Origin of the sequence: Lunatimonas lonarensis, assembly GCF_000390185.1 — a bacterium.
GTDB classification, from domain to species: Bacteria; Bacteroidota; Bacteroidia; order Cytophagales; family Cyclobacteriaceae; genus Lunatimonas; species Lunatimonas lonarensis.
This window is the reverse complement of record NZ_AQHR01000007.1, coordinates 22276-45006: the sequence shown is the minus strand read 5'-3', so window position 1 is coordinate 45006 and position 22731 is coordinate 22276. Positions and strand designations below refer to the sequence as shown.

At 48.3% G+C, this 22731-nt stretch carries 18 protein-coding genes and 2 pseudogenes; 10 read left to right on the top strand and 10 right to left on the bottom strand.

Features of this window, described 5'->3' with window-relative positions; genetic code table 11:
* Positions 1 to 55 precede the first annotated feature (55 nt).
* The 5 genes from ADIS_RS00745 (at position 56) to ADIS_RS00725 (ending at position 9563) form a co-directional block, all read left to right on the top strand.
* Positions 56 to 1051: an alginate lyase family protein gene (locus tag ADIS_RS00745; RefSeq protein WP_010852317.1), complete on the top strand. Its 996-nt coding sequence runs from the start codon at positions 56 to 58 to the stop codon at positions 1049 to 1051.
* A 50-nt stretch (positions 1052 to 1101) separates the two neighbouring features.
* A complete protein-coding gene (locus ADIS_RS00740) occupies positions 1102 to 3000 on the top strand; it encodes a heparinase II/III domain-containing protein (RefSeq protein WP_238325346.1) in 1899 nt (632 codons plus the stop codon).
* Positions 3001 to 3012: 12 nt separating this feature from the next.
* Positions 3013 to 5775 carry a polysaccharide lyase family 8 super-sandwich domain-containing protein gene (locus tag ADIS_RS00735; RefSeq protein ID WP_010852315.1) on the top strand — a complete coding sequence of 921 codons (2763 nt, stop codon included), beginning with the start codon at positions 3013 to 3015 and terminating at the stop codon, positions 5773 to 5775.
* Between the two features lie 143 nt (positions 5776 to 5918).
* Positions 5919 to 8126, top strand: a complete 2208-nt coding sequence (locus tag ADIS_RS00730) for a polysaccharide lyase family 8 super-sandwich domain-containing protein (protein ID WP_010852314.1) — start codon at positions 5919 to 5921, stop codon at positions 8124 to 8126.
* 33 nt (positions 8127 to 8159) lie between these two features.
* The gene (locus ADIS_RS00725) at positions 8160 to 9563 is read left to right on the top strand and encodes a BNR repeat-containing protein (RefSeq protein WP_010852313.1); all 1404 of its coding nucleotides are present in this window, start codon (positions 8160 to 8162) and stop codon (positions 9561 to 9563) included.
* A gap of 158 nt (positions 9564 to 9721) precedes the next feature.
* Here ADIS_RS00725 and ADIS_RS00720 read toward each other — a convergent pair.
* The 8 genes and pseudogenes from ADIS_RS00720 to ADIS_RS00690 all read right to left on the bottom strand — a co-directional run.
* Positions 9722 to 10338, bottom strand: a pseudogene (locus ADIS_RS00720) (type I restriction-modification system subunit M N-terminal domain-containing protein); the annotation flags it as partial.
* Positions 10339 to 10778: 440 nt separating this feature from the next.
* Entirely contained in the window at positions 10779 to 10961 is a 183-nt protein-coding gene (locus ADIS_RS23635; protein ID WP_162141545.1) for a helix-turn-helix domain-containing protein, read from the bottom strand.
* Positions 10962 to 11395: 434 nt separating this feature from the next.
* Positions 11396 to 11599 carry a tyrosine-type recombinase/integrase gene (locus tag ADIS_RS23280; protein WP_238325347.1) on the bottom strand — a complete coding sequence of 68 codons (204 nt, stop codon included), beginning with the start codon at positions 11597 to 11599 and terminating at the stop codon, positions 11396 to 11398.
* Between the two features lie 116 nt (positions 11600 to 11715).
* Positions 11716 to 11814, bottom strand: a pseudogene (locus tag ADIS_RS23630) (hypothetical protein); the annotation flags it as partial.
* Positions 11815 to 12083: 269 nt separating this feature from the next.
* Positions 12084 to 13466 (bottom strand): tRNA uridine-5-carboxymethylaminomethyl(34) synthesis GTPase MnmE, encoded by a 1383-nt coding sequence (mnmE, locus tag ADIS_RS00705; RefSeq protein ID WP_010852307.1) that lies wholly within the window; start codon positions 13464 to 13466, stop codon positions 12084 to 12086.
* The gene (locus tag ADIS_RS00700; protein WP_035804153.1) at positions 13466 to 13912 is read right to left on the bottom strand and encodes a thioredoxin family protein; all 447 of its coding nucleotides are present in this window, start codon (positions 13910 to 13912) and stop codon (positions 13466 to 13468) included. Before ADIS_RS00700 ends, mnmE begins: the two co-directional genes overlap by 1 nt.
* Before the next feature lie 423 nt (positions 13913 to 14335).
* Positions 14336 to 14998: a metal-dependent transcriptional regulator gene (locus ADIS_RS00695; protein WP_010852305.1), complete on the bottom strand. Its 663-nt coding sequence runs from the start codon at positions 14996 to 14998 to the stop codon at positions 14336 to 14338.
* Between the two features lie 221 nt (positions 14999 to 15219).
* Positions 15220 to 16395: a glycosyltransferase family protein gene (locus tag ADIS_RS00690; RefSeq protein ID WP_010852304.1), complete on the bottom strand. Its 1176-nt coding sequence runs from the start codon at positions 16393 to 16395 to the stop codon at positions 15220 to 15222.
* Positions 16396 to 16477: 82 nt separating this feature from the next.
* Between ADIS_RS00690 and ADIS_RS00685 the strand changes: the two genes are divergently transcribed.
* Entirely contained in the window at positions 16478 to 17293 is an 816-nt protein-coding gene (locus ADIS_RS00685) for a 2,3,4,5-tetrahydropyridine-2,6-dicarboxylate N-succinyltransferase (protein WP_010852303.1), read from the top strand.
* Positions 17294 to 17307: 14 nt separating this feature from the next.
* The gene (locus tag ADIS_RS00680; protein ID WP_010852302.1) at positions 17308 to 17910 is read left to right on the top strand and encodes a tetratricopeptide repeat protein; all 603 of its coding nucleotides are present in this window, start codon (positions 17308 to 17310) and stop codon (positions 17908 to 17910) included.
* A gap of 124 nt (positions 17911 to 18034) precedes the next feature.
* Here the strand turns inward: ADIS_RS00680 and ADIS_RS00675 are convergent, their stop codons facing one another.
* Positions 18035 to 18787, bottom strand: coding sequence for an outer membrane protein assembly factor BamD (locus tag ADIS_RS00675; RefSeq protein ID WP_238325345.1), 753 nt, complete (start codon positions 18785 to 18787; stop codon positions 18035 to 18037).
* 211 nt (positions 18788 to 18998) lie between these two features.
* Between ADIS_RS00675 and ADIS_RS00670 the strand changes: the two genes are divergently transcribed.
* From ADIS_RS00670 to ADIS_RS00660, 3 genes are read left to right on the top strand one after another with little or no spacing between them, the layout of a single operon-like run.
* The gene (locus tag ADIS_RS00670; RefSeq protein ID WP_035804150.1) at positions 18999 to 20207 is read left to right on the top strand and encodes a BaiN/RdsA family NAD(P)/FAD-dependent oxidoreductase; all 1209 of its coding nucleotides are present in this window, start codon (positions 18999 to 19001) and stop codon (positions 20205 to 20207) included.
* Positions 20208 to 20212: 5 nt separating this feature from the next.
* On the top strand, positions 20213 to 20560 hold the full coding sequence (locus tag ADIS_RS00665; RefSeq protein ID WP_010852299.1) for a hypothetical protein: 348 nt from the start codon (positions 20213 to 20215) through the stop codon (positions 20558 to 20560).
* On the top strand, positions 20560 to 21546 hold the full coding sequence (locus tag ADIS_RS00660) for a YheT family hydrolase (protein ID WP_010852298.1): 987 nt from the start codon (positions 20560 to 20562) through the stop codon (positions 21544 to 21546). Before ADIS_RS00665 ends, ADIS_RS00660 begins: the two co-directional genes overlap by 1 nt.
* Here ADIS_RS00660 and lhgO read toward each other — a convergent pair.
* Complete coding sequence (gene lhgO, locus ADIS_RS00655) at positions 21512 to 22717, bottom strand: L-2-hydroxyglutarate oxidase (RefSeq protein WP_010852297.1); 1206 nt, start codon at positions 22715 to 22717, stop codon at positions 21512 to 21514. The genes ADIS_RS00660 and lhgO overlap by 35 nt on opposite strands.
* Positions 22718 to 22731: the final 14 nt, after the last annotated feature.

Here is a 22731-nt window from a genome sequence, read left to right as displayed (position 1 = left end):
TTTTTGGACAGTCGCTTTGTTGCTCAGTTCAGCATCATTTCTGAACGCACAGGGAATGCATCCTTCATCTCAGGTTTCATTTGTGAAAAAGCAGCTCAAAGAAGCCCGGGAACCTTATCTTTCGGCCTACAAGCAGCTACTGGCGTATGCCGATACCGCACTCTCCCAAAAACATCGTGCTTTGTCCGATTTTGCCGTGCCTGGTTTTTATGTGGATCCGGATGGTCACCGCAACAACTCCAAAAGCCTTCAATCCGATTCGTTCAACGCATATGCCACCGCTTTGGCTTTTGCGCTGTCCGGCGAACGTAAGTATGCCAAAAAATCCCGCTACTTTCTGCTTGCCTGGTCTACCACAAACAAAGGGTATAGCCAAGCAGATGGGCCGTTGGTGATGTCCTACTCAGGCCCTGGAATGGTGATCGCTGCGCAGCTCCTAAAAGATGCGGGCTATTTATCAAAAAGAGACCTTGAACAGATCGAGCCCTGGGTGGCCGATGTGTACCGACGGGCCTGCAATGAAATCCGCCTTCGCAAGAACAACTGGGCAGATTGGGGCCGGTATGGGTCTGTATTAAGTGCCGCGTTTTTGGAAGATGCCAACGAAATGGCGGAAAACATTCGCTTGATCCGAAGTGACCTCGATCACAAAATAGCGTCAGATGGCCACATGCCGGAGGAGGTACGCAGACAGGATAGGGGGCTTTGGTACACGTATTTCTCGCTGGCTCCCATTACGGCGGCCTGCTGGGTGGTGCTTCAGACGGAAGGTACAGATTTACTGCGCGGGGGTACCGAGGGGGCTTTGTTAAAAAAGGGGTTGGACTACCTGCTACATTACGTAAAGGAGCCGGGGAACTGGCCTTGGTATGAAAATCAGCGTCCGGGCTCGCCCTTTTTATGGCCCGGCAACCTTATGGAAGCCATGGAATTAATTTATGATGATCATTCCTTTGGTAGCTATGCCGGAGAAGCCCGACCGATTGTGTATCCCGTTCACCATTTTGCGTGGACTTTCCCCACCCTTATGAAGCCCAAAATTGGCTATTGATTTAACCCTTAAGTAAACCCAATCAGTGTAACCCAACATATCAATCCACTATGAAGCCTACATCTACTCCTAAACACATTGCTTTCTACGTCCTGCTGCTAGCTTCTTTCGCATGGCAGTTTTCTCCGTTGATGGCCATTGATCGCAACGAGCATCCTTCTACGGATCCTCCAAAGCTTGATAACCCCATGACGGTAAGCTATTTGAAGAGCAAACTTCGAAAAACCAGCCCAAAGTTGGTGCTGACCCCCGCCTTAGAGCGGCAGGTGAAGCAGAAGATCAAGCGCGACCCTATGGTGGCCAATTACTACGAGGGTATCAAATTGAATGCTGAGAAGATATTATCCGAGCCTGAATTGGAGCGGGTTATGATCGGTAGGCGACTCCTTAGCACCTCCAGGGAAATGCTATATCGGGTAAATATGCTCGGCATAGCCTATCGCCTCGAAAAGGATAGACGTTTTCTGGATAAGATAAACCGGGAAGTGTTGGCCGTCTGCCGCTTTTCGGACTGGAATCCCTCCCATTACCTGGATGTAGCAGAAATGGCAACCGCCGTGGCCTTGGCCATCGATTGGGTTGGAGGTGATCTACCCAAGACAACCGTCGATATGGCAAAGACAACCCTAATCGAAAAAGGCATCAACCCCAGCTGGGAAGGGCGTCACGGCTGGATCAACGGAACCAATAACTGGAACCAAGTTTGCAACGGCGGGATGATAGCCGCTTCCATTATGATAGCCGACCGTGACCCCGAGCTGGCAGCCAAAACCATCAGCAGGGCACTGGATGGGATACCTCATGCCATGGAAGAGTATGGTCCCGATGGGGTATATCCCGAAGGTTCCACCTACTGGGGGTATGGTACCGCCTTTTCGGTACTCACTTCAGCTATGTTGGAGTCGGCCTTTGGGACGGATTTCGGCATCGCCAATTATCCTGCTTTTAAAGAATCTGCTGCTTTCCGCTACCTAAGTGTAGCCCCTTCAGGGTGGTACTATAACTTTGCCGATTGCGGTGACAAGCATGGCACGGCGGGGGATATCGTGTTGGCATGGTTTGGAACCAAGACCGGAAACCCGCTGTATATTGAAAAGGAGAATTTTTCCCAATCGCCGGCCAGTATGGGCAAACTCAACCGCATTGGTGGTGCAGGATTGGTATGGCTGGCACAGTTCGAACCAACCCGTGAAGGCAGTCTTCCGCTTGCCTGGAAAGGAGACGGTTCGAACCCCATTGTCATTTTCCGCGGTCAGCAGCAGGGACCAAACGCCTATTACTTTGGTGGCAAGGGTGGCCGGGCCACCATCAGCCACGGAAACATGGACGCGGGTTCATTTATTTGGGAACTGAATGGTGTTCGCTGGGTTATCGATCCCGGAAACCAACCCTACAATGAGCTGGAAATCACAGGTTTTAACCTTTGGGGGAATTGCCAGGAGTGCGAGCGATGGACTCTGCTGACCAAGAACAACTTTGGTCATAGCACCCTTACTGTCAACGATGCCCTTCATATTAACAATGGATTTGCCTCCTTGGAGGAGTTTAACGACGGTTCCCAGCCGCAGGCAACCTTTGATCTGACGCCTGTGTTTGGTGAAAACCTAAAAAAGGCTCATCGCCGCTTTGTGAAGCCCGACGACAAGTCGATCATCATTGAGGACCATATCGAAAAAAACGAGAACACAAAGTCGGTCACCTGGCAGTTGCTTACCCAAGCGGATGTGGAGATTGTTCCTGGAGGCGCCCTGTTGAAGCAAGACGGAAAGGTTGTCAAACTGGAAAACCTGTCCCATCGGCAGCTACTGGTTTCGGTCATTTCGCTTGATCCGACCCCCCTTGAATTGGACCGTCAGATGGAAGGGCTCAAGCGACTGGAGATCCGCATTCCCGCTTGGACGCTTTCCAATGGTGTCGAGGTGCTCCGGGTGAAGCTTTCTGGTCAATAAACCGTCCCTTCCATGAATCCGTCGTTTGGTCGTTTGGTCGGTACTGTCTTGGGGAAGCTGATACCTGCTTTTCTCTTAGTGCTGCTGACAGGAAGTTGTTTTGGTTTTGCCCAAGATGACCTGGAGTTGTTGAGAAACCGGGTGTTACAGGACAAACTACGGATGTCTTTTTCAGAGACCGCTGTCCTGTCCCTGATGAATTCGCTCAGCCCGCAAGGTCACTGGCCGTCGATAAACTACGACGATGTGTCCCGCATTGCGTTTGAAAACAGAACCCATGTGGTAAACATCCGCGATATGAGCTTGGCCTACCGGAAAGAAGAATCGTCCCTAAAAGGCCAGCCTGGTCTCAAATCGGCAATCGATCAGGCCATCGACTTTTGGTTGGCAAATGATTTTATCGCCGCAAATTGGCATACCAACGAAATTGCCAACCCCACCACTTGGATTGAGGTTTTGTATTTGCTGGACGAGGAACTTTCGGCAGAGCGTAAAGGCTGGCTTTCGTCGCTTGCGGCACGTGCCAACCTTCGTGCGTGGGGTGCCAGACCGGGCGGAGACCTGATCAAAATTGCCGGTTTGGCAGCAGAGTTGGCTCTTTACAGACGCGATGCTGCCGGATTTAAAGAGTCGGTAGACGCCATGGTGGAAGAAGTGGCCGTTACTTCCGGTATGGGTATTAAGCCCGACCTTGGTTTTCATCACCGATCGGATCGGGTTACCTCCATTTTATCCTATGGCACCGGATATGCCGCCACCTTTGCCGATTGGGGGCAACGGCTTGATGGCACCGCTTATAGGTTTCCCGAGCAATCGATTCGCCTTTTGGTCGACTATTACCTTGATGGAATATGCAAATCCATGGTGCAAGCATCCTTTAAGGATCCGGGAGTGATAAACCGCGACATGTCCCGAGACGGTGCATTGGCTCCCATAGGTCCCGAATTACCGTTAAAATTGGCCGCGATTACCGACTACAGAAGGTCTGAGTTGGAAAACGTGGCATCCATCCGACAAGGGACGCATCCCCCAAATCTTTCGCATAACCGCTTTTTTTGGCATTCGGAATATTTCAGTCATCAGCGACCCGGGTATTTTGCATCGGTTCGGATGCACTCCTCCCGTAACCACAACATGGAGGCGCCTCACAACGAAGAATCCCTGAAGATGCACCATTATGCGGATGGAGCTAACTTTATCTCCCGGAATGGAACGGAGTATTTCGATATCTTTCCGGTTTGGGATTGGCAAAAAATACCCGGTACCACCGTCGTTCAAAAACCGGTACTTCCCCATTGGAATCAAATCGTAAAGGCCGGAAAAAGCGATTTCGTGGGAGCGGTGTCGGATGGCTTGTTTGGTGCAGCGGTTTTTGATTTCCAAAGTGTCCACGATCCTTTACGGGCCAAAAAGGCCTGGTTTTTTTTCGAGGACAGGTACGTTTGCTTGGGCACGGATATTTATTCTGATTCGGATTTCCCGGTCGTAACAACCCTAAACCAAACCCTTAGCCGGTCGGATGTGCTGGTAAAGACGAGTAAAGGCATTGAAGTATTAACAGACGGTGGCGAAGCGATCAAAGAGGTAATGTGGGTGCATCAGGATAGTGTCGGGTACCAATTTCACCAACCCACAACTGCCCAAATCCATAATCAATTCAAAACGGGATATTGGAGTGACATTTCCAATAACCTCCGTGCGCAGCGTAGACCTCAGGTTTCCAAAAAGGTGTTTTCTTTATGGGTAGATCATGGCGTCAAGCCGGTAGGGGACTCCTATGCGTATACCGTATACCCAGGCATTGATCCTGAGCTGATGGAGCGGGTGACCGCAAGTGATCAGGTTCGTATCATTGCCAACACGGATCAATTGCAAGGAGTATGGCATGAAGGGTTGGGCATAGCGCAATTGGTGTTCTACAAACCCGGCCGCGCGGATTTGCCCAATGGCAGTTGGGTCTCCATCTCTACTCCGGGCATGGTCATGGTTCGACCGGAAGGAGGGGAGTTTTCGGAAATCACGCTTTCGGATCCGTCCCGGAAAGAGAAGGTTGTTACGCTTGAGCTTGGAGGACGATTGGTTGGAAACGGCTCCTATTGGACGGCATCTGCTACCAACGCAGGTACCTCGGTTTTGCAGGTCAAACTTCCGGAAGGCGATCAGGCTGGGAAAAGTGTGGTGGTGAAAAACGATGTGTGGGAAGGCCAGGCAATAGACTTTGCTGATTTGCTCAAGGAATCAAATCAACGCCTACCTGAGGCCACAGAGGGGCGAAGGTACATCGGTGAGAAATTTGGAGGAGGGGTCGTCGTTTGGCTGGATGAAACCGGAATCCATGGACTGATTGCGGCGGAGGCAGATCAGCATACGGCCATCTCCTGGCGGAATGGACAGGTTTCCGTTCCCCAGCTTTATGGTGACCATGGAGACCGCTATGTCAATGCCGTCGGCGATGGCATGTATGCCGGAGCAGACAACACGCTTTTGATAATAGCTCAGCAGACTTCTGATAATCTGTCCGGCAATTTCGCGGCAAAGGTCTGTGCTGCATGTACCGATAGCGGCTATGGCGATTGGTATCTACCCTCCAAGGAGGAGCTTTCAATCCTGTTTCAATCCAAAGGGCTATTGGAAGGCATCGAAGGGGATATGTACTGGAGTTCTTCCGAATACAATATTGGGTTTGTGTGGGGCCAGAATTTCAAGGGATACGGCGGTTGGTATCCGCTGACCAAAGGCAGCCGGTATGCGGTTCGCTGCGTCCGACGATTCTGATTTAGCCTGTTTTAGCTTTCGTCCCGTCAGCTGTCATAGGGCCGCAAACCAGTGCTTACTTCCTGCCGTTACCGCGGAATCTATCTTAGGGTGTCGCCCGGCAGGGAGCAAAAGAGATATCATGGAAATATAATACAACGCAAATGCAAGAAATAGCCTATCGTAGTTGGGAGGGGATTAGAATTTCCATCCTAATCGTATTCACGGCCTTTTTGCCGGTGGTGGCCAAGGCGAATGATTTCACCGTGATCACCGATAGGATCGTTTCCGAGCTCCTTCAGGTCATGGTAGAAGATGCCGTTATTGCAGAGCTGCTGGAGACGCAGCGACCCGATGGCACCTGGCCGGGAATCAATTATGAGGATGTATCGCGTACGGGTTTTGAACACCGCATCCACAGTGCAAACCTGGTCTTACTAAGCAGGGCCTACGTGGACAGGCGATCCAAATTTCGGCGAAATAGACGGCTGCTACAGGCGATACGGCAGGGCGTGGCCCATTGGGTGGAAAGGGATTATTTTTGCGATAATTGGTGGCACAATCAGATTGGCACTCCGACTAATTTTGTGCACGTCATGTTGCTGGTTGGCCAGCACCTTCCCCGAGAGTTGGTAGATGGCATGCAACCGATCATTGGTAGGGCCCACCTAAATGCCTCCGGTGCGAGGCCAAGTGGAGATCGGATTAAAATTGCCGGAATATTGGCCAAAAACCTACTTTTTATGAAGGATTACCCCCAATTTGAAGAAGTCATCCGGGTGATAGAAGGAGAAATCAAGTTTGCAGAGGGCAGGGGAATGCAATACGATTTTAGTTTTCACCACCGGGAGGATCGTGTGAACAACACGCTCTCCTACGGATTGGGCTATGCGGATGCCTTTGTCGAATGGGCGGTCTATGTGGCAGGGACGTCCTATGCGTTTTCTGACGAAAAGACCCGGCTTTTGGTGGATTACTACCTGGATGGCATTGTCAAAACGACTGCTTTTGGTACTTATCCGGATACAGGTGCGAAAAACCGCAGCATTGCCCGTCCCGGTGCCCTTAAGCCGCTAGATGCTTCCACCCCCAAGAAACTCCTTCTTACTACGGATTACCGTAAACAGGAGCTGGAGGAGGTGATCACCACAAGAGAGAAGAGCATTGCCTTTCAGCGGAGTTCGTACAGTAAGTTTTTCTGGCATTCCGAGCACTTTACATTTCAGCGTCCCCATTATTTCGCATCAGTGAGGATGTACTCCACGCGAAATGCCAATATGGAAGAGCCCTACAACAGTGAGGGGCTGAAGAATCACCACCGGGGTGACGGTACCAATCACCTTGCAGTGACGGGAAAAGAGTATTACGATATTTTTCCGGTGATGGATTACCAAAAAGTTCCGGGTGCTACCATTTTGCAAAAGGAATCCCTGCCGGATGAAAGCCAGATTCTGAAATGGGGTACCACGGAGTTTGTGGGGGGAGCAAGTGATGGTCTATACGGGATGGTGGCTTATGACTTCAAAAGTGCGCATGATCCGCTTGGTGCCAAAAAGGCTTGGTTCTTTTTTGATGAGGGCTATGTGTGTTTGGGGTCGGGGATCTCGGCCCGTTCTGCGAGACCGGTATTTACCACCTTGAATCAAAACCTTCTGGAAGGGAAAGTGACTGTTTTCGACAGGGGTGGGCAGCGGATGCTTGAAAATGGGTTACACGATTTGAACGGGGCGCGCTGGGTGCACAGCGATTCCGTGGGGTATTTGTTTCCGGATAGCCAGCCTGTACATCTTTTCAATGGCCAGGTGACAGGTTTATGGACAGCTATCAGCAAGCAAAGCAGTACGCCCAGGGATACGGTCACAGAAAACCTGTTTTCATTGTGGCTGGACCACGGGCCAAGACCGGTCAAGGGTAGCTACAGTTATATGGTTTTTCCCGGGATTTCAAGCAGCCAACTAGCAGATTTCGAGGCATCCACCCCCATGGAAATCATCGCCAATACGGAAGAGGTACAGGCCGTCCGGCACAAAGGACTTGGCCTGTATCAGCTGGCATTCTACCGGGCTGGAGAATTGGAACTGGCAAAGGATTGGACGATCAAGATGGATTCGCCCGGTTTGTTGATGATACAACTCGTGGATGGCAGAGTGGCCAAAATTACCGCATCGGATCCTTCACGCAGGCTTTCGGCCATTCACTTCCAGCTTAGTCAGCAGGTAGACTTGCCGGTGTTGGACGGCGTTTTTTCGACGTGGAATCCCGCTACCGGAGCCACTTCAATCCGAGTGCAGTTGCCGGAGGGTGTATATGCAGGAAGCAGTGCAGTCGTCGAAATCAATGGTGGATTACCTGCCAAACCAACAAGTCAATGATGGTTTAATGTAGCATCAAAATAATCGAGATCAATGAAAAGGAATAAACACACACGTTTCCGCCTGCTTTGTTTTGCGCTGCTGACGGGGTATTTGTCTTTCGGCTGCCAAAAGGAGGCAAAATGGATTGTGCTGGATGAAACGGATCAAGGGAAGGAGCTGGTTTCGAGGATTTTTATCGACTCGGTTTGGGCCGGCCATCCGGTTGGCTTTTCACTCCTTACAAGCGGCGATAGACAATACATCGCCTATTACGACAAAAACCGATACATGACCGTGGGGCAGCGTAACCTGACCGATTCCGCTTTTTCCCTGCACACGCTACCTGTTTTTGACCGAGAGGAAGGGGCCGGCACCAGCACAATTCTGAATTGGGACAGCCATAATTCGGTCACCCTAGGCATTGACAAGGAAGGCTACCTGCATCTCTCGGGAAATATGCACGTACATCCCATTACCTATTTTCGTTCGGAAGTAGCCCATGATATCAGCACGCTGGTACAGCACACCTCCATGGTTGGAACCAACGAGCAGCGGTGTACCTATCCGCACTTTCTGACCAATAGGGAGGGTGAGCTTCTGTTTCATTACCGGGATGGGGGCAGTGGAAACGGAAACGAAATCTACAACCTTTACGATACCCAAACCAAGCAATGGAGACGCCTGTTGGATACACCGCTTACCGATGGGCAGGGATTGATGAATGCCTATGCCTCGCAGCCGAAATTGCTCGAGGACGATTGGTACCATATGTACTGGGTGTGGAGGGATACCCCGGATTGTGAAACGAATCACGACCTTTCGTACATAAAAAGCCCGGACTTGGTCAACTGGTACGATGCGTTTGGGGATCCTGTTTCATTGCCGGTTACCTTTGACCAAAAATCGGTGATTGTCGCGCCCATACCCACTGGAGGAGGGATTATTAACCTTGCGGCTAGGCTTGTATTGGATGAGCAGTTTTCTCCCATCATGGCCTTTCACAAGTACGATGAAGCAGGCAATCTACAGCTATATGTTACTTGGCTGGAGGGCCGCAGCTGGAAGACCAAGCAGGTGACGGATTGGGATTACCGATGGGAGTTTTCGGGAAGGGGAACCATTGTCTTTGAGGTAAAGTTGGGCACCTTTGTCCGAAGGCCGGATGGTCGCTATGAGCTAGGCTACGAGCATATCAAGTACGGTAGGGGAACCCTGCTGCTGGATAAAGGCCTAAATCCCGTGGGTGAGGTCAACAAACCGGCCGCGCTAATAGAACAGGTCAGTTTGGAAGGCAGCTTTCCGGGATTGGAAATCCGTTCCACCTCAGATTTGGGCGCATCCAATGATGGCTACAGGTACCTGCTCAAATGGGAGACCCTTCCCCAAAACCGGGACAGACCCTATCCGGAACCCTGGCCGGGGCCTAGTGCGCTGTACCTGTATGTGATTGAATAGTCGGTTTTTGGTATGGGGATATGAGCTGTGCGATATTAAAATGATATATGCTGCGCGAAATAAATGGATATAAGCCTTCGGCGATATATTGGGTTACGTTTGGGATGGTAGGATCGCTTCGGATTCGTGGTTTTGGAAAGGATCTTGGATACTTGCTATGGGGTGTAGAATTCCCCGGCTGTTTTACCTGCACCTGCTGCAAACTTGCCAATCAGGTACTCGTAGGCATCTCTCAAAACGTCCGACTCGATGTCCTGCAATTTGAAGTCGATTTTGCTCAGGTGGTTAAGAATCTGTACCACCACTTCGTTTCTGGCTTTTGGGGTACGTCCGATTTTGCTGGAACTGAGATCAATGTCAGAAAACAGGTCGTTGAAGTCCTCCTCCGAATCGGTACCCATGGTGCTTTGCTCGATGTGGTTGAGCACAGCTTTCAGGTCTTCCAGAATATAATTGTTGTCCGTTTCGGTGAAGGCATTGCCCTTGGCCGTCATGGATTCAAAGAGTTCCCCGGGTTTGAGGAAGTAACCCAGATGCTGCAGGGATTCTTCTTTGATGGCTTCCAGCAATTCGGGGTCGGCAAGCTTCAGGTAGTCCTTGACCTTCTCGGTTTCCAGCAGGTTGTTGGCATATAGATACTGTCGCTCGGACAGGTACTTGTAGAATATAAAGCCCAGGATGTAGTCGCGGTAATCGTCTGCGCTTACTTTGCCCCGGAGTGCGTTGGCGATATTCCAGAGCTGGCTTTCCAGCAGTTGTTTTGGTCTTCTGACATAGGTCTTTTTCGTGTTGCTGGCTTTTGGAACCGGCCATGGGGTTCGTCCGCCACTGATGGTTTATGCGGGTAGGGCTTCCCTATGGTGGTGGTCTAACGTGACGTTCCCCAAAATTGACTCCGGTTTTCGGGTGGAACACAGCTAACCTCCACAGCATCCGCCCCTTGTGGTCCCGTTCCCTTGCCCAACCAAGCGTTGCCCGTGCCGGTAAAAACTTTCGGTTGGCTAAGAGATGCGTTTGGCTGGAAAATGCCAGCGATTTGAAAACAGAAAAAGCCCCACCGGAAGGGTGAGGCTTGATTTAAATCCCGTTCGTTTAAACTCTGTAGGATCCAAAGGTGAGGGTGGAACGAGGAGACCCGTTTTCAGAATGGATCCTGGAATTGTCATTTCCGTCGGTGGTGTTATTTGTATTTGTCCTACAGGCTGTTAGGTGTTGTCAATTTGTGCAATACTTTAGCCCACGCTGCTCAAGCTCCTCTAAAGTACCGAACCTATGTTTGGGATCCAACGCCCAAGACTCAAGTTCTGTCTTGCTGAAATACAACTTTCTCCCTCTTTTGTAGAGCGGGACAATTCCCTTGGATGTCCGCTGGTAGAGGGTTCCTTTTGTACATTTCAACAAATCCGCAGCCTCGTCGACCTCCAGTACATTTGAGGGTTATTTTCGGAGTGCACGATGCCGAGTTCCTCCACGAGGTTAAGAAGGGCGAGAAAGCTGTTCTTTGAGCTGAACACAATATGGCCAGCTGAAAAGGAGCCTCACTTGGTTGATCTTTTAGCAATGTTATGACCGACAGGGCTTCTTCCTCAAAACGTTTGATTCGCTGAGCTTCCCGCAGCCATACAGACGGTTCGCCGAACCTTAAGATATACGAGATCAACTCTTGCCTCATTGTCAACCCTTTCAAAAGGATCGTCGATTCCAGAAGCTCCCTGGCGAAAATACCATTGGTCGAAATTATTGAATGATGGCAAACGTATTGTCGCCCTGTACCGCCTTTGATCCTGAGCTTTTTAAGGAACAGTACAAAATCTCCGCACAGTTTTTCAACCTTATCGTTTTTCTCCATCGGTGCTTGGTAGGCTTTTCAGCTGAATTCTATTTACTGCCTCCACTTTGTTCTGGTCCATGACTTTGGCGTAGATCTGGGTGGTCTTCAATGATTTGTGCCCCAGCAACTTGCTGACAGTAAAAATATCAGTTCCCTGGGAAAGTTGTAGGGTAGCATGGGTATGCCTTGCTGAATGGAACGACAGATTTCTTGAAATTCCCGCTTGGTCTCCTCCTGCTTTACAGGGGTAACTCTCTCTCCCGGGTTCGTCTGGATGATTCCGTCGAGCTTGGCCTGTTTCAACACTGCCAGGAACTTGTTGAAATAGGAGGCTTTCGAATTTTCTGCAAGCGGGGTGCCATCCGATTTCTTTGCGTTGTGGAGGTACTTCTTGAACCCTTCGACAAACCCAACGGAAATATTCTCAAATGTCAGATGTACAGGGCGATTTTGCTACCCTTCAGGCGTTGCCTTAGAGTGATTTTCATAGGTCGAGAAAGGTTTTGATGGTCTACTTGGGTACATTGGTGGGAACAGTACCTGGTGTAAAGGGTCTTGGCGATGAATTCTTCGCCGCAATAGTCACCAACAAATAAGCAACAAATTTGGGTAAAACACAATCAACTAGAGTGAGCTTAAACGGGTTGAAAACCGCCTAATTCAAGCAGAATCAAACAAAATCAACCCCGTTACTTCCCGATGCAGAACTTACTGAAAATATTGGCCAATAGATCATCTGTAGTGATCTCACCGGTAATCTCACCGAGGAAATGCAGGGAACGGCGTATGTCCATGGCCAGAAAATCGTTGGTCACCTCGTTGTCCAAGCCTTCCAACACATCGAGTAGGGATTGCCGGGTATTGACCAGTGCATCGTAGTGGCGGATGTTGGTCACCACGGTATTACCTGTTTTGAACTTGTCCAAATTTACCAATTCAAGGATACGGCTTTTCAGTCCCTCCAGGTTTTCCCTATTGCCCGCGGAGATAAAAATAGTGTCCGGAAACATATCCTTTAACTCACTGATAAATTGAGTTTTGGCCTTGTCTACTTTATTAGCCACTTTAAGAAAGGGTACACCTAGATTTTCTAGTTTGTTAATGTCCCTATTGATTTCGACCATATCCGTGTCGCCCAAATCGAACATATAAAGGATTAGGGAGGCGGTCTTCATTTTCTCTTGGGTACGGCTTACCCCGATCGCCTCTATGGTATCCGTAGTCTCCCGTAGACCCGCCGTGTCGATAAAGCGAAAAATCACCCCACCAATATTTATTTCATCTTCAATAAAATCGCGAGTGGTACCGGCGATATCAGAGACAATGGCCTTTTCTTCATTTAACAACGCATTCAGCAGAGTAGATTTGCCTGCGTTGGGCTTGCCTGCGATCACGGTGGGCACTCCATTTTTGATCACATTGCCCAGGTCAAAACTGCCAATCAATTGCTCTATCACCCGCAGCAATCGTTCCACCAGTATCCGAAGGTCGGGCCTGCTGGCAAATTCCACATCTTCTTCGGTGAAATCCAGCTCCAGTTCAATCATCGAGGCGAAATGGATCAGCTGCTCACGCAGTACCTTTATTTCGCTGCTGAAACCTCCCCGCATTTGATGCAGGGCCGCTTGGTGGGAGGCCTCGGAATCGGAATGGATCAAATCGGCCACTGCTTCGGCCTGTGCCAGGTCAAACTGTCCATTTAGGAAAGCACGTAGGGTAAATTCACCGGGCTTGGCTGGACGGGCTCCCTTTCTTATCAACAGTTTGATAACACTGTTTACGATATAGGAGGATCCATGGGTGGAAATCTCCACAGCGTCTTCTTTTGTAAATGATTTTGGACTCTTAAAAATCGAAACCAATACCTCGTCGATAATTCGATTTCCGTCGCGGATGGTCCCAAAATGGATGGTGTGGCTGTTTTGTTTCGTTAGGTTCCTTCCGTGAAATACCTGATTGGCCAACGGTATGGCGTCCGGACCCGATAGCCGTATCACTGCGATGGCACCTACCCCCTGCGGAGTGGCCAATGCTACGATGGTGTCAGGTTTGCCTCCTAGGGAGTCCAGCATTAATTTTTGAATTTATCGAGAAGGGAAGAAAGGGCCGACACAAAGGGTCGTGCCTCACGGTATCCAGGTAGCTGGGTTATGTTTTCCATCGCAGCGTCCATGATGACAAAGTTGGGGTAGGAGCGCACACGCATTGCACGGGCCATATCCTCTTCGCTGTATTCTTTGCCACGAAAGGTGAATTTGTTTTTCTTGTTCTCCGCGTTCAATTTGACGGCATAAAAATTTTCATTCACGTAAGCAATCACCTGCTTGTCAGTGAACGTTTCCTTGTCCATTTTTTTGCACCAGCCACACCAGTCGGTATACACATCTACCAGGATCATTTTGGGGTTTTGCTCGGCAAGCTGTATCACCTCCTCGAACGTATACCAATTGATTTTTTCCTGGGCCATCGACAACTGTACACTACAGGCCAGGAGGAATACAACAAGCCATTGTTTCATTTTAAGAAAGGGTTTCGGGTCAAGAACAATGCAAATATACATTTTCCCTACACGGAAAGATAACGATTTTGTATTTGGAAAGGTTCTTTCCGCGTTGGCTACCTGCTTGGCGGCATCCCTGCCTTCTGAGTGAGCGGTCTTATTTGTATCTGGTAGGAACGTTCCTTGTCTTCGTACATGAATGTAGATGCCTGTCCTCTTTGGACAGATCCGTTATCCTTGCGTGGTATTGACCCCTGGACAATTTTTGTAACAGATATTTAATGTACTGAATAATAGCTGAATAAATAATTTGACCTAAATATTAATTTATTGACCATTGGTTGATCTGCTCCCTGCCTTTTATCCAGGGGGTGCCACTAGACAGACGCAGCATTGACCTGCGTATGGAACTGAATTAAGTTTAATCATACTAACCAATGTTTAAAAGGGTAGGGTAAGAATGTTTGCTGCCACCTCTTTTGAAATGAAAAGACGCTTTTTGTTTTCGACCAGTAATTCCATGGAGCCGTCGAAATCGACCTTGTCCAATACAAGTACCTTGGCACCTATAAATAAGCCCGCTTTATCCAGGTATTTCAAAAAGCTGCTGCTGTTGTCGCTGACGGCTATAATTTTGGCGCTTTGCTCGATCTTAAGTTCCAGCACTGGTACCCGGGGTTTACTGGAAATTTCCCCGTATTCGTTTGGAATGGGGTCTCCAAAAGGATCAAACTTTGGGTATCCCAAAAATTCATCCATTCGCTGTATAAGCAGGGGCGAGGAGATATGCTCCAGTGCGTCTGACAATCCCGCCAGTTCATCCCAATGCAGACGTAGCTTCTCTACCAGAAATACTTCCCAAAGCTTTCTGCGCCGGGTTATTTCCAAGGCCTTTTTTTTTCCTGCCGAGGTGATATGGACACCTTGGTAGCGCACATAACTAATCATGCCCTTTCTGGCCAATTTTTTCAGCATATCGGTAACTGATGCCGGTTTCGTCTGCATCAAGTCCGCCAGCTCATTGGTGGAAATAGGGCTGATTCCAGAAGCCTCCAGTCCATATATCCCTTTTAGGTAGTTTTCTTCCGCAGGTGTTAATTCCATGTTTTTGTCATTTAGGCAAATCTAAATAAATATTTAAACCGAACCTAAAACAGATGTGGATAACTCCGTTTTTTTGGTGGATTTGATATTATATCTGGCTAAAAATATATTTAGTCATGGCTAAAAAATACTTAAATTATTGAAATACAGATATATTAGAACAACAAAAACGGGTATTTCACCATTCTGGGGGTTTCTTGGAAAAATACAAACGGGGTTTGTCAGACTTTTGAAAGCTCTTCTATAACATGAATGAGCTTGTCTTTCTCGGAGTCCCAGCTTACCTCTGTTCCAGGTGCCTGTTTGAAAAAGGAGGTCTGCGCCAGCTTTTCCACCACGCGTTGAGGTTCGGACCTGTCTGTAAAATCAACACCGATCCCTCCCGGATACCGGCTGATAAAATCCTCCCAAAGTGGATTGGGTGTAATCAAGACGGGAATGCCCCTTGCCATCGCGTCAAACAACTTGGTAGGCATTTTATCCCGAATACTGTCCGTGAGCTGATAGGGCATAAGCCATGCACCTGCCTTATCAACAGCGTGGTCAAACAGCCTATGGGTTACGGGAACGGGCGACGCATCGAGCGTGATCTGAGGACAATCGCCGGTGAGTTCCAGCAGTCTTTTTCGCAAACTGGCAAGCGGACAGTGGCCCCTGATTTCAAGGGTATGCTGAGGTTCGGCCTGAACAAGGTTCTTAAACCACTTGACGGCATCCAATACGCCAAAAACTTCGGAAAGTGTCCCCACGATGACAAAATGGATCCCCTTTGCCCTGCTCACCATTAAGGGACCTTTAGGGATGATTTTACCCTGGTATTTGTTTTCCAAAAGCGTACTTCGCTCTGGTTTAGGGATGGTAGCCCGATAGCATTGTTCTGCCAACAAGTACCAGTCGATCCAAGGTGTGGCTATGTATTCAATGCTTTTCACGAAGGACGCAGCAGGCTTGCGAACAAGCGTTGGCATCGTCTTATTGAAGAGTATATTTTGGGAATAGTCTTCCTGCACATCGTAAACGGCTTTGAATGTGTGCAGCCATTTTGCGACTATCAGTGCTGGGAGTAGCTCATAGGTGGTAACGATTACGATCTGTGGACGGATGGTAAGAATATGCCGCAGGAGGCGAAAGCCGGCCAAAAGGCGCGAAGGGTGGGTTCTTCTTCGATCGAATAGGGTCGATACGGTAATTTCAGGAAAAATTGAAGGATTTTTTGGGGGGAATCCTAGGATGTAAAGACGGTATTTATTTGTTTCACGCATTGAAAACCCCATCTTGTACATCATACGTGGATCGTCCACGGGTTTAAGTACAGATGCAAGGATAATCTTTTTGGTTTCAGCCATTTCTGCCAAGTGGGGAAACAAAACATACCATATCAGCGGGTTAGGTGGCATTTGACGACGGTTTCAAGGTGCCTGCCCAAAGTATGCAAAGGCTAAAATTAGTTAAAAATTTAAGTATCAACATAAAACGTTTATGGAATTACAGAACATCATCGAAAGTGCTTGGGAAAACCGGGAATTGTTGAATGAGAAAGATGTGCAGATAGCCATCAAAACAGTAATCGCCGATCTGGACAACGGGTCGGTACGGGTGGCACAGCCCGAGACAGATGGTAGCTGGAAGGTTAACGACTGGATCAAAAAGGCTGTAATTCTATATTTTCCGATTCAGAAAATGCACACCATTGAAGTTGGGCCGTTTGAGTTTCACGATAAAATGGCACTCAAGACCAATTATGCCAAGCAAGGTGTAAGGGTAGTTCCGCATGCGGTCGCAAGATATGGCTCGTTTCTTGCTAAAGGTGTGGTGATGATGCCTTCGTACGTGAACATCGGTGCATATGTGGACAGTGGTACCATGGTCGACACGTGGGCCACGGTTGGTTCCTGCGCCCAAATTGGAAAAAACGTCCACCTAAGTGGGGGTGTAGGAATAGGCGGTGTATTGGAACCAATCCAAGCTTCTCCCGTTGTTGTAGAAGATGGCGCGTTTATCGGTTCGAGGGCCATCATCGTGGAGGGTGTCAGAATTGGTAAAGAAGCAGTAATCGGTGCCGGGGTTACACTTACGGCTAGTTCCAAGATTATTGATGTGACGGGCGGTGAAGCGAAAGAATACAGGGGATATGTTCCGGATCGTTCGGTAGTTATTCCTGGTTCCATCACAAAAAGCTTCCCAGCCGGCGACTATCAGGTACCCTGTGCGTTGATAATCGGACAGCGGAAAGCCTCTACTGACCTCAAAACTTCCCTGAACGATGCCCTCCGGGAAAACAATGTGGCAGTTTAACCAAACAATTATTTATGTACCTATTAAAAAACCTGATTACAATTGTAGTTTCTATCGCTGTATTATACGCATGTGGAGGTAGTGGTTCTTCCCAGGGTGATGCCTACTTTCAGAATGAGCAGTATGAGGACGCCATAAGGGCCTATGATAAGTTCTTGGTAACGAAGCCGAAAAATGTCAAAGCACTGTATAATCAGGGTAGGGCATTTGAGGAACTCGGTAAGTTGGACGAAGCGGAGGTTAGATTCAAGGCGGCATTGGAAGCCGATACGAAGAATACGCAGATCCTACTAAGCCTTTCAAATCTTTACCATAAGAAGAGAAACCATGAATTGGCGCTAATGTATGCGGACAATGCCGTGTCAATTTCCGGCGCACCTTCTACTGCCTATTTTATGAAGGGCCGTGCCATGCACCAATTGGGAAATGTGAAGGAAGCCTTGAGGGAATACAATGCGGCAATCAAGATGAGTCCCGAGAATGGACAATATTATTATTACCGGGGGATGCTGCATCAGGCAACTGACAAGAAGCAGCAGGCCTGTAATGATTTGAGGAAAGCTGTTCAACTTAATTTTGAAGTTGCCAACGATGCATTGGCAAACTACTGTTCCTAAATTGTAGGAATACTTTGACGAGATGGCTTGGCTAGTGAACAAAGGAGGCTGTCTGAAAAGGGCAGCCTTTTTTATGCGTTATTTTTCGGAGATATCCGGTATATACATAAAGTGGATGATTTGGTTAATGGCCGATAATCCTAAACGATGTTCTAATGGATTGACTATAAGTCAATCCATCATTCTTTGTATGATCGCAAAGGTTACTGGACGTTATTTGGCCGGTTCCCTTGCAGGTGTTACAGTCACCGTGTTCGACTTTGGTTCCCTCGCAGCGTGGACAGGTTAGCCGGCCGGTAGTCTCACAGCGTTCGCAATCGTAGTATTCCACAATGTTGAAGACATTCTTTTTGGTAACCACTCCTTTGCCCGCGCAGCGGCTACACCCGACGATACCGGTTAGTTTGCACAGCCCGCAGTCTTGTTCGATGACCCGCTCACCCAAGCAGGTTTCGCAGGTATGCAGGCGATAGCCCAATCTATCGCACAGTGAGCATTCCTTTATCTGCGAAAGGGGAATTTTTAGCTTTTCTTGAAGCGCTTTTGCCTGTTGGTAGTGTTCGCCACTGAAGCCGTTCAGGTCCAGGTATTTTTGCAGGAAGTTCTCACTGTTGCTGTACTGACCCAATTCATACAACGTCTTGGCAAAGAAAAACGGCATTTCCGGTGGGATGGGTACGTTACTTTGTACGATTTGGCGAAATAGCCCATTGGCAGTTTCAAATTTTCCTTCCTCCATTGCCTGTATGGCCTGATTCATGGTTCTGGCCGTAGTGCCGAGGTTTGGACCAGCCTGCGCGTAAAGAAGCTGAACAGAAAAAAAAGACAGCATTAGAAGTAACATTTTGGGTCTAAATCCTTGAATTGGTTGCTTCATCTGGTATTTTTTTTTAGAGAACGCTATATGTTCCGAAGGAATTCCCTTGAATTGCGGGTGAAGCCTTCTTTTCTGCTTTTGATTCATGGATCAACAGCTATTCATAGTCTAAGCTATTTACTTGGGTATAATTATCCAACAAAGTTGGGATAGATTTTTTATTTTCTCACGTTAATAGATCTTAACTGTCCCTAATTTGTATTTTTGGCAAATGCGTAGGATAGGAGTGATCGGAGGTGGTGCTGCAGGCTTTTTTGCGGCCATTCAAGCGGCATCTTTGGGCAATTCCGTTACCATTTTTGAAAAGACCTCCAAATTGTTGTCAAAGGTAAAGGTTTCGGGCGGGGGTCGCTGTAACGTAACGAACTCATGTCCCGAGATTTCCAAGCTGGTGAAGTTTTATCCCAGGGGTGAGAAATTTCTCCGACGTGTTTTCCAGCAGTTTTCAGTTCCGGATACAATTGCTTGGTTTGAATCAAGGGGTGTACAACTTAAAGTGGAGCCAGACGGGCGCATTTTTCCGATATCCGATAGCTCCCAATCTGTGATAGATGCTTTAAAGCGTGAGGCAAGTAAGGTAGGGGTGGTAGTCAAGACCAAAACGGAAGTAAAATCCATCGTCCGGTCGGGGCATGGTTTTCAGTTGGGATTCGATGGTTACTCAGAGCAAGTGGATTGTGTCATCGTCACAAGCGGTGGTCATCCCAAATCCAGTGGCTATGATTTTATCAGGCCCTTGGGGCATCGCATTATTGATCCCATTCCTTCCCTTTTTACGTTTAATACACCGAAGGATCCCCTACGATCCTTGCCCGGCATTTCCATGCCAAATGCCCATATCCGTCTTGAAGGAACCAAATTGGAGTACATGGGGCCGTTATTGATCACACACTGGGGTGTTAGTGGTCCAGCTGTATTGAAATTGTCTGCCTTTGGGGCGCAGTGGCTGCATGATCATATGTATCGAGCTCGGGCGCAGATTCGGTGGGATGCTACGTTTACGGAAGAAGGGCTTAGGATAGCTTTGCATGGGTACAGGGAAAGTTATCCCAAACGAAAAATCAGCGCCCATCCCTTATTTCAAATCCCGGCTAGGTTATGGTTATTTTTAAACGAACAAGCCGGAATCGACAGCGGACTTGTTTGGCATCAAATTTCTAAAAAGCAAATCAATAGATTATTAGAAAATCTGTTTAGATTTACAATCGAGATCGACGGTAAAACAACTTTTAAGGAGGAATTTGTAACAGCCGGAGGTGTACGTCTTGACGAGATTTCGCCGGATACCATGGAGAGCAGGTTGGTAAATGGTGTATTTTTCGCGGGGGAGGTGATTGATGTAGATGGTATTACCGGTGGTTTTAATTTTCAGGCCGCTTGGAGTACCGGATTCGTTGCCGGCATCTCTGTAAATCAATAATTTGTATGGAATCGATAGGTCGTCACATTGATTATGACAAAGTAGAGGAAATGGTAGAGGGGGACGAAGAATTCCGTACCCAGCTATTTCAGGCAATCCAGGTGGCTATCAGGGAGCTGCAGGATACCTATGCAAAAGGCATCATGCTAAAAGATATGGATATGATCCGTCAAGCTCGGCATAAAATTAAGCCGACTTTATTTCTTTTTGGGTTGGAAACGCTGAATAGAACCTTGAGTGATGGAAAACGGTTGATGTCAGCCGGGGGGATGGATCAGGATTTTTCCGACCATCTACGTTCGTTTATGGGGGTTATTAATGAACTTCAAGAGGAGCTGGAAAAATTTGTTTGATGCCTATTGTTGGTAAATCTTCCTATAAAGGACCGCCATTACATTACCTTAATGCCCATTTTGAAACGATCCTGCCGAGCCTTTTCCGAAAGGTTCAGGGCTTGGGGTATTTTCGGGAGCGGATAGATACGCCCGACGGAGATTTTTTGGATTTGGATTGGGCGGTAATAGGCTCCGAGCGGCTATTGGTTGTTTCCCACGGTTTGGAGGGAAGCTCAGACCGTCACTACGCCAAGGGCTTGGCAAAGCTTTTTAACCTGCAGGGCGTTGACGTTGTAGTTTGGAATAACCGATCATGCAGTGGGGAGATGAATCATTTGCCTGTTTTGTATCACCATGGTTGCTCCAACGACCTTCGTACCGTTATTAATTATTTGCTTTCATTGGATACCTATAAATCGTTGTATTTGAGTGGAATAAGTATGGGTGGAGCACAAACTCTTAAATACTTGGGGGAAGAGGGTAGTGGTCTTTCACCTTTGATTCGCGCTGCGGCAGTATACTCTACCCCATGTAACCTGCCGGCCAGTGCAAATACGCTTAAATACAGGTCAAACCGATTTTATAGAAACCGATTTTTGGGAAAGCTCAAAGCCAAGGTGCGGCTTAAAGCCTTTCAATTTCCCGGCCTTATTGACCTGGATTTGTTGGAACGGGTAAGGGATTTTGATACGTTTGACACTCACTTCACCGCAAAGCTCCACGGGTTCCAAGATGCGGCTGATTTTTATCATTCAGTCAGCGCCGATAGGTGGATGCCGCATATACAGATTCCAACGCTGATTATCAACGCGATTAATGATCCACTGTTGGAGGGTCTTTGTTACCCCATGCGCCTGGCGGAGAAATCTACTTCCTTGTTTTTGGAAATGCCCCGGCGGGGCGGCCACACAGGTTTTACCCGAGCAGGGCAAGCGTCTACTTGGGCAGAGGAACGGGTTTGGCAGTTTATCAATGACCTAGACGTTTCAGGGCCAAGTTGCTGACCGTTTCACCTATAGACAGCGAGGAAGTTGCCGCCGGCGAAGGTGCGTTAAGTACGTGAATGCATGCACTGTTTTCCATGATGACAAAATCGTCTATCAATCCTCCTTCTCTATCACAGGCCTGTGCCCTAACGCCGGCACCGCCTTCCACCAGATCTGAATCCTGTATGTCCGGGATGAGTTCCTGAAGTGCTTTGGTAAATGCATATTTGGAGAATGATCGTTTGTATTCGCCCAGGCCGGTTTTCCAGTATTTTTTGGCAACTTTCTGCAATCCAGGCCAGGTAACGGATCCCATAAATTCAGAGAGGTTAAAATCCGATTTTTTGTACCCTTCTTTTTTAAAGGCAAGGACTGCATTTGGACCTGCCTCCACGCCACCTTTGGCCATGCGCGTGAAATGCACACCCAAAAAGGGGAAATTGGGATCCGGAACGGGGTATATCAGGTCTTTAACCAAGTACTCCCGTTCTTTCTTAATCTTGTAGTATTCTCCCCTAAACGGAATGATCCGAATATTCAATGGGCTTTTTTGCTGCATTTCCGCGATTTTGTCGGCATAAAGTCCGGCGCAGTTCACAAGCAGTTTGGCGGCTAGGGTGCCGTGTTTATGGATAATTTCCACCTGTGAGGGTGTGGTAAGGATATCCTTTACCTCATGATCAAGGCATAGTTCACCGCCCAACGACTGAAACTTCTCCGCGTATTTCTCGGCCACCCGCTTGTAATCCACGATACCTGTCTGCGGAATATGAAGGGCAGCCACTCCGCTGCAATAGGGCTCGTACTCCCTAAGCTCGTCCAAGGTGATAGCCCGGCTGCCGGTAAGCCCGTTCTGTAGACCTCTTTCCAGGAGTCCGTTTAGCAGTGGTATTTGTTCCTTTTTGGTCGCCACCACCACTTTTCCGGTGATCTCAAAAGGGATGTTTTCTACTTCACAAAAGCGTACCAACTGATGGTAACCGTTGATGCAATTGGTTGCCTTGAGGCTTCCGGGCTTATAGTATAGGCCGGAATGAATCACCCCACTGTTGTTTCCAGTCTGGTGTTTGGCCACTTGGTTTTCTTTTTCCAAAACTACGACCGAAAGGGACGGATCTTGGGTTTTCAACTTAAGCCCGGTGGCTAATCCTACTATCCCGCCTCCAACGATGGCGATATCATATTTCATAAGTGGTTCTACCT